This window comes from Algivirga pacifica (assembly GCF_039543525.1).
Classification (GTDB): domain Bacteria; phylum Bacteroidota; class Bacteroidia; order Cytophagales; family Flammeovirgaceae; genus Algivirga; species Algivirga pacifica.
Genome location: NZ_BAABJX010000005.1, coordinates 1 through 14,094 on the forward strand (window position 1 = coordinate 1; position 14,094 = coordinate 14,094).

Below are 14,094 nucleotides of genomic sequence, written 5' to 3' on the forward strand. Positions count from 1 at the left end.
ACTTACCACTTTTTCATGCCTTTTTCATATCGTTGCAACAAAGCCATTGATAATTGATAATTGGATTGTCAGCTAATTACCATGCCGCAAGTTGAACATATTATTGGGTAGATCGTTTTTTTAATAAAAACATCTACCCTTTTATTATGACTAAAAAGCCCATTTATAAAATTCGTAATACTGCGATCTATAACTTTCTTAAGTTACAGCAAGACCCTATAGCCTTTTTTGATCAACTGACTAAGGAAAGCCGTTATCAAGTCTGTACGTTTAAAGGACTGAAAGGAAACTTGTATATGGTATCAGATCCTGAGTTGATACGCAAGATTCTCTTGAAGTCAGGGAAAGAGTTTTTAAAAGAACCCGATGCCAATAAAGCGCTCGCCAGGGTAGGAGGGTACAGTATACTGAACAGCGAAGGAGAACAGTGGAAACGAAACCGAAAGATCTTACAACCTGCCTTTCATTGGAAATACCTGGAAAAGTTATTTGATAATTTGTATGCTGTAGCGGAAGAAGGGGTAGCGCATTTATTACAGCAAAAAGGAAAACGTATCAACATTGCGACAGAGATGACTGCCATTACATTCAAGGCGGTACTGAGGGTGTTGTATTCTACCGATATTCATATGTCAGCGAAAGAGCTTCAACAGGTATTTGCTACTTCTTTGGAGCAAGTGACCAAGATATTGTTTAATCCATTTTATGACCTGACAGGTTTCTTTACGGGAGATCATCAGAAGCTACAGAAAAGCAATAAAACCATACATACATTAGTCGATCAACTGATACAAGAACGGATGGCATATGAGGGAGATCCTAAGTATGATTTACTGGAGATGATGATGAACTCTCGCTATGAGGATAATGGAGAGAAGATGAGTCGTGAGCAATTGAGAAATGAAACCATTACGATGTTTTTTGCAGGCCACGATACTACTGCCAATACCCTTTCCTGGGCATTTTATTACTTGGGAAAACACCCGGATGTTTATCAACAAATTAAGGAGGAAGTGAGAAAGGTATGGGGAGAGGAGCCTCCTAGTTTTGAGAAAGTACGTCAGTTGACCTATACACAACAGGTAGTAGAAGAAACAATGCGTTTAAGTAGTGCCGTTCCGTTTATCAATCGACTGTCTCAAGGTGCAGAGGTGGAAGGGTATCACTTTCCAAAAGGAGAGCGGGTGTTATTGTCTATTTATCATATGCATCGGAATCCGGAAATATGGGAAGACCCAGAGGTATTTAACCCAGAGCGATTTTCTCCAGAAAAGGTGAAAGAACGTCCAGTATCACACTTTATGCCTTTTGGCGCAGGACCAAGGATGTGTATAGGGAATCATTTTGCAATGCTGGAGGCAGTGTTGTTGTTAGGGATGCTTGCGAGAACATTCGATTTTGAGTTGCTATCAGAGAAGGTGGGATCCGAACTGATTGTTACGCACAAGCCTAAGGGAGGTGTTTGGGTAAAATTATACTGAGTTGTTCATATTGTTTCGTTGAGCCTTGCTCGTTCATGATGTTTAGTTGTTTTCCTATCAAATCCATGAAATGGATTTCAAAACTTCAACTAAACATCATGAACGAGCAAGGCTCAATTAAACATCATGAACATTATTTGATTCTAAGGCGAGTGCCTGTCGCAATAGAGTTACTGCCTTCGGACATTCCGTTCAGAGACCTCAGTTTATCAATATTGACATTGAATTTCTTGGAGATTCCAAACAAGGAGTCTCCCTTTCTAATAATATGATATTGAGGCACCACATTAGGGTGTTTAGGATCTCTTAGTTTGATTGTTTCTCCTACGGCAATGGTTTCCTTATCCTTGATGTTATTCCATTGGATAAGATCTTGCATCGGGATATTATATTGCTTGGAGATATTCAAAAGATAATCACCCGGTTTCATGACGTGCTGTGTATTAGCCTGTAAAAGCTCCCAAGCTTTTCCCTCATCAATTTGCTCAATCTTATAAGCATCAATTTTATTCACTTCTTTAGGCTGTATAGCCATTTGATGATATTCTTCTGCGGCTTTTTCTGCTTTTGTCGTAGCAGGTTCATCCCATGTTGCTTGGGTATTGGCAACTTTTTGAGTTACCCCTCTGCTGTTAGCTTTGGTCATACTTTCTACAACTAAAGTGGGCTGCTCTTCTTTCTTTTGCTGGGCAGGTAGCTCAGCAACCTGCTGAGTATTCTCAGGAGTGGCCTTACTTCTTACCTGAATTTCCTGACCTGCTACAACACCCCATGCAGGGTCAAGATTATTTACATTAATCAATTCTGCAGATGACATTTGATACTTAAAAGCGATCGATTCTATGGAATCATCTAGCTTTACAGTATACTTCTCGTAATTCACATTTTCCTGCGATGCTGTTTGAGCTGGCATTGCCTGAGCGGTTTGATGTATGGCAGGTGTATTGAATGCTACTTCTGCTGGAGTATTGGTAGCGGGCTTTTGGTAGCCTGAATCTTCCAATAATGGAGGATCTACATAAATAGTGGTTCCAAAGTTTAGGTCACGACCTTTCTGAAAACCATTCCATTCTTTAAGTTGCTTTACGTCAATATTATATTTATTGGCAATTGCCCATAAGGACTCTCCCTTTTGTACCAAGTGAGTACGTCTCGTCAATGTAGGGCGTTTCACGACCATTTTACTTTCAGCTTTTTCAACAGGAGTACTTTCAGGTTGAACGGCTGCAGTCTGATGCATATTAGATGGAGTGGTCGATTGAGCAACGGGTTGTGCAACTTTTTCGGCCCCTGATGGAATGTATTTCAGCTCTTCGATTCCAGTGAGGTCTATAGATGAAAGGTTGTTCCATTTTTTTAGGTCCAAAACACTGACATTGAGTTTGCTTGCAATAGACACAATTTGATCCCCTTCTTGTACTGCATAGAAATCAAAGCTAGCTGCTCCACGTGTATTGGCTACATATACAGGAATAATAGGAGAAGCGTTTTCGGAGACTTGCTCTTGTACCATAGTACTGCTATCATTTCCTCTTGTAGCGACCATCATGGCAGCAGCAGAGATAGAGATTTCTTGCCCTTCCTCTACCTTAGAGGCACTAAGGTTGTTCCATGAAACGAGGTCAGCGACTTGTACATTATATTCTCTAGCGATGTCATAGATATCCTCTCCCTTTTGGACTTTATGTTTGTTGGTTCCAGGAATAAGGTGAGGATGGGGATTGCCAAGGTTATTTTGAAGCTCCAATGATTCTGGCTCTCTATTGTCAGAAGCACCACGCGTATTTTCAACGATAGCAATTTCAGGCATCTTATTTTGTTCAGCATCTCGTATCTCTTCGATGATCACGATAGGTTGATTCTTAGGCATTTTTTCTTGTAGCCATAGTTTCCTTCCTGCCTGTATTGTCACATCTTTATCTTCTATACGGTTGTATTTGGCGATGCGGTCTAGTCTAACCCCATAGCGTTGAGAGATTTCCCATAGTGTTTCTCCTCCTTTTGAAATATGAAACTCTGTGGGTGCTTTCTTTTCCTTGGACTTTAAATAATATACCTGTAGTGGTTGCAGCTCATCATAAATATCCATGTCATTATATTTAATGACTTTTTTGATACTGATGTCAAGGGCTTGCGATATACTTAGTAAGGTTTGTCGTCGGGTAGGAATAAAGGCTGGAATGCCATTAGCGTTCACTTTAGTGATCTTCATTCCATTGATGCTGACTTCTTCCTGCTCGGTGATAATTGGGTAAGGGTTTTCCAAATTAGTGATTACCTTGGCGGTATCTTGCAGGGTCTGCTGATAACTGGTAAACTCCTCTAGTGCAGCTTGTACAGAGGAGGCCATACCCATGGCACATAGGATTAGCAGAAATTGTTTCATTTTGGTATTGGTTTTAGAAATATGTTTGTAGGTCTTTGACTATTACCTATGAAGGCAATCTTAGTTTAAGACATTTCGATTACAACAAAAATACAATTTTTAAGATAAGAGGGAGTATAAAAGGGATAAGAAGTTCACCTATGCCCCCTTATCCCTCTTAACGATTGTATTAAATTCTTGTTATTTTTTCTCCGCAATTAATAAGCCATCTCTTAAAGGAAGAATAAAGTTTTCTACTCTAGGGTCCTGTTTTACCTTCTCGTTGTATTCACGGATAGCTACTGTATCCTTGTCATTCTTGGTAGGGTCAGCCACTTTTCCTTTCCACAAGACGTTGTCTGCAATGATATATCCTCCCTTTCTTACTTTATCAAAGACCAAGTCATAATAGTGAATGTAATTACGCTTGTCTGCATCAATAAAGATCATATCATAGGTATCCTCTAATGTAGGGATGATTTCCATTGCATTACCAAAACGAAGGTCTAGCTTATCCCTAAGGCCGGCCTTGGTAAAGTACTTATCAATGATTTCTTCTAGTTCGTCATTGATTTCCAGGCAAGTGATTTTCCCTCCTTCAGGAAGCCCTTTGGCCAGGCATATTCCTGAGTATCCTGTGAAAGTACCGATTTCAAGAATACGCATTGGACGAAGCATTCGAGTGAGACTCGTTAGATATAGGCCTTGTACATGGCCTGAAATCATATTAGGTAAGGCTACTTTTAAATGTGTTTCCCTATCTAATTCCTGAAGGATAGCATCTTCCTCAGATGCATTCAAATCGATATATTCGTCTACAGACGGTTCCGTTACGTGCATGGTCTTAAAATATTATTATGGATACCCATAGGGGGGTGATACAGCCCTGTAAATGATTTAAACAAGGGGCACCCCTACTTTCCTTCGGCAAAGATACTACTTTTATCTTCTTCTTTACTGCTGTCAAATACTCGTATACCAATTACTTCAGCTTCAGCTGTTTTATTTTCCCCTGACCATACCTCACATTGAATAACGGTCTTTCTACCTTTCACTTCTGTAACCCAGGCGATCAACTTAACAGGTTGGTTATTGGGAGTAGGTAGTAAATACTTGATATTCATGGTGCCTGTAGCATAGCGATAAGCAGGGAGACTGTCGAGTTCTCGTCCTTCTCTTTTGTAGGCATCAGCCATAGCAAATCCCATACAATGGCAATCTATGATAGTGGCAATGATACCACCAGCCATAAGGTTGGCCCATCCGTGATACTTTTTTTCTGATTCCCAGATACAAATGGCCCGATCTCCTTCCCAATAGCTTTTAATTTGTAATCCTTCGGGGTTCTCTGTACCACACCCGAAGCACACGTTTCCGTGCATGTAGTCCTGAAAGTATTGCATTGAATTGATTGGTTTTTTAATCATAAGGGCGCGATTCATCGCGCCCCGTGATTTATTTTTTAAGTTCTAGTTGCTGCTTAAGAAGCGCTATAATTTGATCTTTATCGGCTAGCTGCTGCTTGAGTAAGGCAATTTGCTCTTGCAAGAGTGCTAGCTCTTTCTCTGTATTTTTTTGAGGTGTTCCCTCAGCGTTATCAGACAGATCTTCAATTTCTACCTCTACTGTTTCCTCCGTTTTACCTGATTTGATGTCTTTGGCAAAGGACTCAAAGTTTCGGAATACTTGCTCGAAATTAGAAGTTTTGTTGTCCTTGACGTGTAGTAATCCTTCTTTGATGAGTTCACGAATAGCATCTCCGAAGATATCTTCGAATCCGCTTTTGTTTTTGTTATCCATGTTTGATGTTTTTGTTGTTAAATACAGGTTATCGCCAATACAATTTTCCTTACGTTCTTGTTGCTAGTACAGTCTTTTCGTAGGTCTTAAAGGTGTATAGCAATGGGAAGAAAACAAGGGAGGTCTTTATATTCGCGCAATAACAAGTATTATGTAATGAACACTAGAATTATGAAAAATGATGACTATAAAGCATAGTTTTTGCTTTGAGTCTGTTGTAATAAGGACGAAGAAAATTGTACTTTCGTTACACTTATTGAACGATTTAAATAAATAAAATTTTTTATTAACAATTAAAAAAGATGAAGAAGATTAGTTTTCTGTTGATGCTTGGATTTTTTCTTTTGTCAGGAACCCTTTATGCAGGAGAAGGTAATGGAGAGGGGAACGGAAATGGAATTTATTCAACCCAAGCGAGAAGAACAGTTGCGGGAGCAGGGTTATTAAACATTGGCGCAGGATTGGGATATTATTCAGGTATTCCGTTGAGCCTGGATTATGAGTTTGGCGTAAGCAGAGATATTACGATTGCACCAACATTAGGACTTGGATTAGGTTATGGAGGATTCTCAGTAGGAGCGAAAGGACGTTTTTACTTTGATGATATTTTTCAGATGGATAGAGCTTTTGACCTTTATGGTGGTGTTTCTTTGGGAGTAGTGCCAGGACAGGAATACTATGGAGGAGAGACAGCAAGAAGAGGGTATTTTTATACTGATTTGCATGTAGGTGCTCGTTATCATCTTACACCTCGTTTTGGAATGTTTTTAGACGTAGCCTTGAGTTCTGCATCTTTGGGTGCTAGTATTCGTTTCTAAGTTGTTTATCGCTTATTGTTATTAAGGTTGAATAAATAACCGACACAATAGTTATCTCCATCCCCGCCTAGGGTTAAACCCCAGGCTCTTTTAGAAATACAGCTTTGCGGTTATCAATTCAATCTTTTTGTGAGAGATACGTTAGAATAGATCGCCACGAAGTGGTACTTCTTGAAGAGCCTGGGGCTTTAGCCCTAGGCGGAGTTGAGGGAAGCATTTATGACGATTATTTATTCAAACTTAATTACAATAACCGATAAGCGATAAACCAGCTTTTTGTCCTAAATGGTTGCGGGATTAAACTTCAATGCGGTACTTTCCTTCATCCTTCATCCTTCATCCTTCATCCTTCATCCTTCATCCTAATTCAAGTGAACCTGCTTAATCACCTCATCTCTTTTCATGAGCTTTAGTTCAAACTGGCAATGACTCTTGGTTTTTTCTTTTTTCAGGTCATCTGCCATTTCATTGAACCAGTCTTCTGCTTTAGTCACTTTTCCATCCACAACAAATCGTTTGATTTCAATAACAGGATATTTAAAAGAAACTTCATCGGTTTTGGTGACCTCAATTTCATAGGGTTGATGGCCTAGCAGTTTTTGGAAAATGCTTTTCATAAGGGTTAGAGTTAGGGTTAGTATGAACTTATTTATAACCTAAGTTTTGAGAAGTTTTATTTCAAAAGGCATGGTTCTATCTAAACAAGCTCTTAGTTGCTATAGGTTGTGTATCCTAAGAAAAGTAAACCAAAACAATCAGATTGCCAATTCCTTGTAAGAGTCATGTAGTAAAAGAGGTACTAATTTTCTTAGGGTTTTATGGCAACGCATATACGGTCTTTTCCTTGCATATCTTTATGAATGCCAACTTCCTGAAACCCTTTTTGTTCTAGCATCTCCTTAGTTTCTTTGCCAAACTGTTCGTTGATCTCGAAAAATAGCATTCCTCCGGTACGTAATTGCTTTATGGCAAGTTCAGCGATGCGTTCATAAAACAATAAAGGGGTATGGTTAGGAACGAAGAGGGCTAAGTGAGGCTCGTGCTTTAAAACATTGTCGAGCATCTGTTCTTTTTCAGCCTCTGTAACATAAGGGGGATTGCTGACAATGATATCTAGTGGAGGTAATTCATCCAACTCTTCGGCTAAGATATCTTTATGTATAAAGGTGACTTTGGCCTGGAGTTTTGTTGCATTTTGGGAAGCAGTTGTAATCGCTGCTGTACTGATATCAATGGCAAAAGTATTTGGTTGAGGTCCCTCTAAATATAGGGTGATCGGAATGCAGCCAGAACCAGTTCCAATGTCTAGTAAATTGCTATTGGGGCGAAGGTAAGGAAGGATCTTATGGACTAACTCCTCGGTCTCAGGACGTGGGATAAGTACATTGGGATTTACGGCAAAGTCTCTTCCATAGAAGTGTGCCTGCCCTAAGGCATATTGCAAGGGAATTCCTTTCAGGATTTTCTGGAGAGGAGTCTCTAAGCTTGAAAGATCAGCTTCTACCGTTTGATTGCTAAGTACCTGAATACGGGAAATGTGCAAAAGATCTTCCATAAGAATGAAGGCCATGGGGGAGGCTTCTTCTTTTCCTACAACAGGGATGAGCTGCTCAACCAGAGAGTCAAAAATATTTTTTGCTTTTTTTAAGTCTTCCATTGGAATGATTTATTGATACGGCTACAAAATTAGAGTATATTGCGCCTTCTTTGTATTTTTCTGATCTCAAAATTAAAGAAACAAATATAAGTGATTGAATTCCTTAGAGTTGATGAGTATAGTAATATTTGTCCTTGAAATCAGAATATATTAGAAAATATCAGTTACCTTAGAGTGTAATTGGAATGTCGAAATAGAGGTTCCAAGTACATTCTTGAGAAGGGGTTCCCAAAAGTTCAATAATTTTTTAGCTAGTACTACAATGGGCAAGATTATCGCAATAGCCAACCAGAAAGGTGGAGTAGGAAAAACCACAACAGCAGTCAATCTCGCAGCCAGTTTTGCGGCCTTAGAGTTTAATACTCTTGTCGTAGATGCCGATCCACAGGCTAACTCTACTTCAGGGTTAGGTTTTGATCCCAAAGAGGCCAGAGATAATATTTATAACTGTCTTGTAGGTGATGTAGAAATTGAGGATATCATAGAGGCGTCAGAATATGATTACCTGGATATCATTCCTTCCCATATTGATTTGGTAGGGGCAGAAGTAGAAATGATAGACGTAGAGGATCGTGAGGTACGTATGCTTCGCGTGTTGGAAAAAATCAAGGATCGTTATGATTTCATCATCATTGATTGTTCTCCTTCTCTTGGGTTGATTACAGTGAACGCATTGACCGCAGCAGATTCTGTATTGGTTCCGGTACAGTGTGAGTTCTTTGCCCTGGAAGGATTAGGCAAACTATTGAGCACTATCAAGATTATTCAGTCTCGCCTGAATCCTGAGCTGGTGATTGAAGGGATTTTATTGACTATGTATGATGTGCGCCTTCGTCTATCCAATCAAGTGGTAGAAGATGTAAGAGAACATTTTGGTGATTTGGTATTTGAGGCAATCATTCCTCGTAATATTAAATTGAGTGAAGCACCAAGTTTTGGAGTTCCTGTGATTGCACATGATGCTTTGAGTAAGGGAGCAGTAAGCTACCTGAACCTGGCACAAGAGATCATCGACAAAAACCCCACACTGAAAGCGTAACCTCTGAAAAGGAAAATGGCTTTGTTGTGCGGATAAAGCATTTTATTCTTTCTTCGCATTTTGGGCAGGATGATCAGGCGTTATTCCTTGTTCTATAAGTAAGGAAAGAGGAATAAGGACAGTACTGTACAAACTGTTCATTCTCCATTATATCACCCTATTTATTTGTGAGTATATTATGTCAGACAAGAAAACACTTAAAAAACGAACTTCTTTAGGGAAAGGCTTAGGGGCTTTACTTGGGGATACACCTCCTCAAGGTGCGTCAACAGCAGGAAGTACATCCCGTAAAGAGGAAACTTTGAATGAAATTCTGGTAAGTGCAGTAGAGACAAACCCCTACCAACCTCGTTTGGAGTTTGATCAGGAGGCACTGAAGGAGTTGTCTGACTCTATTAGGGTACAAGGGATTATTCAGCCTATTACGGTGCGTAAGATGGCAGATAACCATTATCAGTTGATCTCAGGGGAACGTCGTTTGCAAGCCTCTAAGTTGGCAGGCCTGGAGCGTATTCCTGCATATATACGTACAGCTACGGATGTGCAAATGCTTGAAATGGCATTGATTGAGAACATCCAAAGGGAAGACCTAAATCCTGTAGAGGTAGCACTCAGTTATCAGCGATTGATTTCAGAATGCGAACTTAAACAAGAGGAACTAGGAGATCGTGTAGGTAAAAAGCGTTCAACGGTTACCAACTATCTTCGTTTGTTAAAACTCCCTCCTCAAATACAAGACGGATTAAAGCATAAGGAAATCTCTATGGGACATGCGAGAGCCCTGGTGAATGTAGAGAATATTGACGTGCAGTTGGCTATTTTCGAGAAGATCGTCAAGGATCAATTATCTGTTCGAAAGACAGAAGCGATGGTCAGAGATATCATTCAAGGAAAAGGAGTGGCGACGGAAAAGAAAGAGGCTTCGGAGAAGCGAAAGGCCTTGAGCTATGAGTTGAGCAAGCTGCAACATAGTCTCTCGTCTCATTTTGGAGCCCAAGTAAAAATCAATTCAGCAGATGATGATAAGGGAGAAATCAAGATTCCTTTCCACTCAGTAGAAGATTTGAACCGTATTTTGGAGCTTCTGAAATACGAATAAGCGAGTGAATTGTACAACCTACCTACTCCCAAGATACTGTAGCAATTTATGATAAAAAAAAATGGGTCATACAGTAAGTACTTATTGCTGTTTTCAGTACTCTTGCTTTCATTAGCCTTTACGTCTACACTTTATGCGCAAGAAGAAACTTATGAGTTAAAGCGCACAAAAGTCGGTAAGACTAAATTCAAGAAGAAAAAAATGGAGAAGCCCCAAAAAGAACGTTTTTTGGAGCCAACCCGTAGGGCTTTTGCCTCGGCAATATTGCCGGGATTAGGCCAAATACAGAATCGTAAATACTGGAAGGTCCCAATTATTTATGGTGGATTTTCTGTGTTTAGTTATTTGATCAGGGAGAACCATGTGCGTTATATAGAATTTCGTAACTATGCCCTTTATTCCGGTGACAATAACCCTCATAATGATGCCCTTATTCCAGAGGACTTTCAATCCGTAAGTAATAGTAATTTCAATCGATTTAAGGACAATTATCGTAGAGATCGAGATTTTATGATTATCCTAACGATTGCCTGGTATGGATTGAACTGTGTGGATGCCGCAGTAGATGCTCATATGAAGGCTTTTGATGTCTCTGAAGACCTTTCGGGAGTGATAAAACCTAAGTTATTACAAACAGATCGAATGAGAAGCCCGGTACTAGGACTATCATTAGCATTGAACTTGAAGAAATAAAGGAGACTTGTTGTATTTTAAGTATAAAGCGCTTTCTGCGTTATAATTATTGAATGGTTTGGGGATGGCTCCAAACCTTTTTTATTTTACCTTTCAAAATAAAAAGTTATACCCCAAACTGATAAAACAATGAAAGTATTATTGATAGGCTATGGCAAAATGGGAAGAACCATTGAGCAAATCTTGTTGGACAGAGGACATACGATCGCTGGTATAGTAGATCAAAGTACCAAAGATAAGATTACAGATTTTACGGCAGAACATGTGGATGTAGCCATAGAGTTTACTCAGCCTACAGCTGCTTATGAGAATATTACCACAGCATTAAAGCAAGGCCTTCGTGTCGTGAGTGGAACAACAGGTTGGTTAGATCGAAGAGCTGAAGTAGAAGCCTTGGCTTCTGAAGGTGAAGCTGCATTCTTTTATGCTTCTAACTTTAGTTTAGGGGTGAATATCTTCTTTGCGCTTAATAAAAAATTAGCGGCTATGATGAATCCGCATCCACAGTATACCGTAAGTATGGAAGAAATTCACCATACAGAAAAACTGGATGAGCCTAGTGGCACGGCGATTACGCTGGCAGAAGGAGTGATCGAAGAAATGAATAATATCAAGGGGTGGTACCTTTCCGGAGGAGAAGGTAAAAAAGGAGAGTATGTTCCCATCAAGGCCTTAAGAGAACCTGAAGTACCGGGCACGCATTCGATTACTTATGAGTCTGAAATGGATAGTATTGAGATCAAGCATACGGCACATACTCGTAAGTCTTTTGCCTTAGGAGCTGTAGTGGCGGCAGAGTGGTTGAATGGTAAGCGTGGGGTTTACGGTATGCAGGATATGCTGGAGCTTTAATTTTTAATGAAGAATGAAGAATGAAAAATTAGGAATATATGAGGTAGAACTTGAATCATGTAAATAAGACGACTAATTTCATTCTTCATTCTTCATTCTTCATTCTTCATTCTTCATTCTTCATTCTTCATTCTTCATTCTTCACTCAAACGAGCTTGTACGTATCCAACAGCTCCTGAAATCGTTCAAAGTACAATCCCACATGATAGCCATCGGCCAAGCTGTGGTGTATCTCTACAGAAAGAGGCATTTTGAGACGATCCCCTTCCTTAAAATACTTTCCAAAAACGATCTTGGGTACAGAGTCTCCTATCTTATAGGCACGGGCATGGTTAAATCCTGTAAAAGAAATCCACGGAATCGTAGAGTAGTGTAAACACGGATTGATGCCGTCTTGTGTTAGACCTTCTGTAGGGAGGAGCTCGTTGATTTGACTATATTTTTCAATAGAAGCTTTGCCTTCCCTTTCAAAATCCAAGTAGTTATCCCTCAAATAGAAGTAGGCAAAACGAAAGGTGTTGTCTTCTGCAAGAATAGTACTGCCTCCAAAAGTTTCCTCTACCTCATACACTTCATCATCTTTGATTCGGTAACGGAATTCTTTGATTTCATTGGCCGCCTTTAAGGAAAGGTATAGAGAGGCTAGAAAAAAAGAGTGTTGATGCTCTTTGGTTTGCTGAACCAGATGAGTCACATCCACATTTGCCGTAATCCCAAAAAAAGGGTTGTCACATCCTTTGAAAAACTCGTAATGCATGCGACGCTCCCATCGCTGCATGTCGATTTTTGTTGCTTTCATTTTACTATAGCTGCTTGATTAATGTCTGCCCAAAGGTAATGAAATTGTTTATGATGTTTAATAGAGCTTCGCTCGTTCATGATGTTTAGTTGTTGAATCGTTGATTCGAGTTGATAAGCTGTATGAATATGAATGTATATAATTAAGTTTGAATAAATAACCGTCATATTACTAAACAAGCGGCGTAAGTCGCCTCAACTGTTGATTGATGTATATTGATACTCATACAACACCTCAATTCGAATCAATGAGTAGCCTAAGCTGTTTCAGTAGTTCAACATCTAAACATCATGAACGAGCGAAGCTCACCTAAACATTATGAACAACTATCTTCTGACTACCTTTCTTGCTTGAACGCTTTTTTGATGATGCTTGTGTTGATATTCGGCAATCCATACAAGTCCTACCAATAAGATCATTTGTATAGGTAAGGCTGATAGGGCAGGTTGCAGGTAGATCCATGTTTGGTGTGACATGTCACTGTAATGTTGCCAGTTCCACCAGGCACCACGGAACTCGGAGCCTACAAACCATACAGGAATGTAGAGCATAGTTGATAATAGTACCCATGTTGTTTTGCCGGGTTTTACGGCTAATGGAATGAAGTTGAGTTGCATGGCTAGTAATATCGTACTTCCGGCAGCCATAAAGTTGATGATATTGTAGATCCATCGAAAATCAATGCCGTATTTAGGCCAATAGCTTTTTGTGAGTTGGTAAAACTCAGGGAAGTGCATCACTGACATCTTACTGTAGATCGTAAGGAAGAGTACAAAAAGTAATGCATAAGAAAAAGCTTGCAAGAATAGCGGTTGCTGAAACAGTCGTTTAAGAGGGGCTGTTTTTCCTGGGGTAGTGCGGAATAGCTTTCGTGTTTGCTTTTTTACCTTAAACTTCAGGGAAGTGTCTTCTTGATAAGCGGGGATGTTAGACAGTTGGTTTTGCTTTCTTTCACCGATTGCATGCGGCCATACTTCGTAGTAGGCGTTGTTGTGTCCATCGGTCGTCCATACATATTTAGCCAAGGTGGCTGAAGCATAAGAGAATCCTTGCTCAATAGCCTCCTCAAATACCTGAGCTGAGACTCCTTGTTTTTTGCATTCCACAATAATAAAAGGAGATTGACAGGCATCATCTGAGTAGACCACAATATCCGCTTCTTTACTGGCAGAGCCCATTTTAACCAGCTGGCATACTTTAATACGTTCTACAGGATAATTATAATCATAAATCAAGGACAAAAAAGTATTCAACTGTACCCTTTCCTCTGGATTGTTAAGGGATCGGGTTTTCTGAGCATCCAGATAGGTGATGCTGTTTTCCCTGCGGTTAAGGTAGATAATACGGTCTTTGATGGCCTTTTGTTGATATCCCATGATTCAAGCTTCTTTGGTAGATTGTTTATCTAATAGACATTGAAGGGTTAAAAATAATAGTTTTTGATCAAAAAAAAGACGAAAAGTCAATATAATGAAGAATGAATAATCAAGA

14 protein-coding genes are annotated in these 14,094 nt (G+C 39.6%); 6 read left to right on the plus strand and 8 right to left on the minus strand.

Annotated elements, in window-relative coordinates:
• The first annotated feature begins 146 nt into the window (after window positions 1–146).
• On the plus strand, window positions 147–1,481 hold the full coding sequence (locus ABD985_RS01005) for a cytochrome P450 (RefSeq protein WP_345368550.1): 1,335 nt from the start codon (window positions 147–149) through the stop codon (window positions 1,479–1,481).
• Window positions 1,482–1,614: 133 nt separating this feature from the next.
• Here the strand turns inward: ABD985_RS01005 and ABD985_RS01010 are convergent, their stop codons facing one another.
• The 4 genes from ABD985_RS01010 to ABD985_RS01025 all read right to left on the minus strand — a co-directional run bounded on the left by ABD985_RS01010 (window position 1,615) and on the right by ABD985_RS01025 (window position 5,646).
• The gene (locus tag ABD985_RS01010; protein WP_345368551.1) at window positions 1,615–3,867 is read right to left on the minus strand and encodes a LysM peptidoglycan-binding domain-containing protein; all 2,253 of its coding nucleotides are present in this window, start codon (window positions 3,865–3,867) and stop codon (window positions 1,615–1,617) included.
• Window positions 3,868–4,047: 180 nt separating this feature from the next.
• Window positions 4,048–4,686 carry an O-methyltransferase gene (locus ABD985_RS01015; protein ID WP_345368552.1) on the minus strand — a complete coding sequence of 213 codons (639 nt, stop codon included), beginning with the start codon at window positions 4,684–4,686 and terminating at the stop codon, window positions 4,048–4,050.
• A gap of 74 nt (window positions 4,687–4,760) precedes the next feature.
• On the minus strand, window positions 4,761–5,249 hold the full coding sequence (locus ABD985_RS01020; protein WP_345368553.1) for a PaaI family thioesterase: 489 nt from the start codon (window positions 5,247–5,249) through the stop codon (window positions 4,761–4,763).
• Window positions 5,250–5,301: 52 nt separating this feature from the next.
• On the minus strand, window positions 5,302–5,646 hold the full coding sequence (locus tag ABD985_RS01025; protein WP_345368554.1) for a hypothetical protein: 345 nt from the start codon (window positions 5,644–5,646) through the stop codon (window positions 5,302–5,304).
• Between the two features lie 302 nt (window positions 5,647–5,948).
• Here ABD985_RS01025 and ABD985_RS01030 point away from each other — a divergent pair, with 302 nt between their 5' ends.
• A complete protein-coding gene (locus ABD985_RS01030; protein ID WP_345368555.1) occupies window positions 5,949–6,464 on the plus strand; it encodes a hypothetical protein in 516 nt (171 codons plus the stop codon).
• 362 nt (window positions 6,465–6,826) lie between these two features.
• Here ABD985_RS01030 and ABD985_RS01035 read toward each other — a convergent pair whose 3' ends face one another.
• Together ABD985_RS01035 and prmC are read right to left on the minus strand one after the other, a co-directional pair.
• A complete protein-coding gene (locus ABD985_RS01035; RefSeq protein ID WP_345368556.1) occupies window positions 6,827–7,081 on the minus strand; it encodes a hypothetical protein in 255 nt (84 codons plus the stop codon).
• A gap of 191 nt (window positions 7,082–7,272) precedes the next feature.
• Window positions 7,273–8,121 carry a peptide chain release factor N(5)-glutamine methyltransferase gene (prmC, locus tag ABD985_RS01040; protein WP_345368557.1) on the minus strand — a complete coding sequence of 283 codons (849 nt, stop codon included), beginning with the start codon at window positions 8,119–8,121 and terminating at the stop codon, window positions 7,273–7,275.
• Window positions 8,122–8,383: 262 nt separating this feature from the next.
• Here prmC and ABD985_RS01045 point away from each other — a divergent pair, with 262 nt between their 5' ends.
• The 4 genes from ABD985_RS01045 to dapB all read left to right on the plus strand — a co-directional run bounded on the left by ABD985_RS01045 (window position 8,384) and on the right by dapB (window position 11,804).
• Window positions 8,384–9,160 (plus strand): ParA family protein, encoded by a 777-nt coding sequence (locus tag ABD985_RS01045; protein WP_345368558.1) that lies wholly within the window; start codon window positions 8,384–8,386, stop codon window positions 9,158–9,160.
• Between the two features lie 178 nt (window positions 9,161–9,338).
• On the plus strand, window positions 9,339–10,259 hold the full coding sequence (locus ABD985_RS01050; RefSeq protein WP_345368559.1) for a ParB/RepB/Spo0J family partition protein: 921 nt from the start codon (window positions 9,339–9,341) through the stop codon (window positions 10,257–10,259).
• A gap of 48 nt (window positions 10,260–10,307) precedes the next feature.
• Window positions 10,308–10,952, plus strand: a complete 645-nt coding sequence (locus ABD985_RS01055; RefSeq protein ID WP_345368560.1) for a DUF5683 domain-containing protein — start codon at window positions 10,308–10,310, stop codon at window positions 10,950–10,952.
• A gap of 129 nt (window positions 10,953–11,081) precedes the next feature.
• Window positions 11,082–11,804 (plus strand): 4-hydroxy-tetrahydrodipicolinate reductase, encoded by a 723-nt coding sequence (dapB, locus tag ABD985_RS01060; RefSeq protein ID WP_345368561.1) that lies wholly within the window; start codon window positions 11,082–11,084, stop codon window positions 11,802–11,804.
• A gap of 145 nt (window positions 11,805–11,949) precedes the next feature.
• On the opposite strand, the gene ABD985_RS01065 is transcribed toward dapB, so the two are convergent.
• Both ABD985_RS01065 and ABD985_RS01070 read right to left on the minus strand, forming a co-directional pair.
• Window positions 11,950–12,603, minus strand: a complete 654-nt coding sequence (locus tag ABD985_RS01065; protein ID WP_345368562.1) for a CatA-like O-acetyltransferase — start codon at window positions 12,601–12,603, stop codon at window positions 11,950–11,952.
• A gap of 326 nt (window positions 12,604–12,929) precedes the next feature.
• Window positions 12,930–13,979 carry a type I restriction enzyme HsdR N-terminal domain-containing protein gene (locus tag ABD985_RS01070; protein ID WP_345368563.1) on the minus strand — a complete coding sequence of 350 codons (1,050 nt, stop codon included), beginning with the start codon at window positions 13,977–13,979 and terminating at the stop codon, window positions 12,930–12,932.
• Window positions 13,980–14,094: the final 115 nt, after the last annotated feature.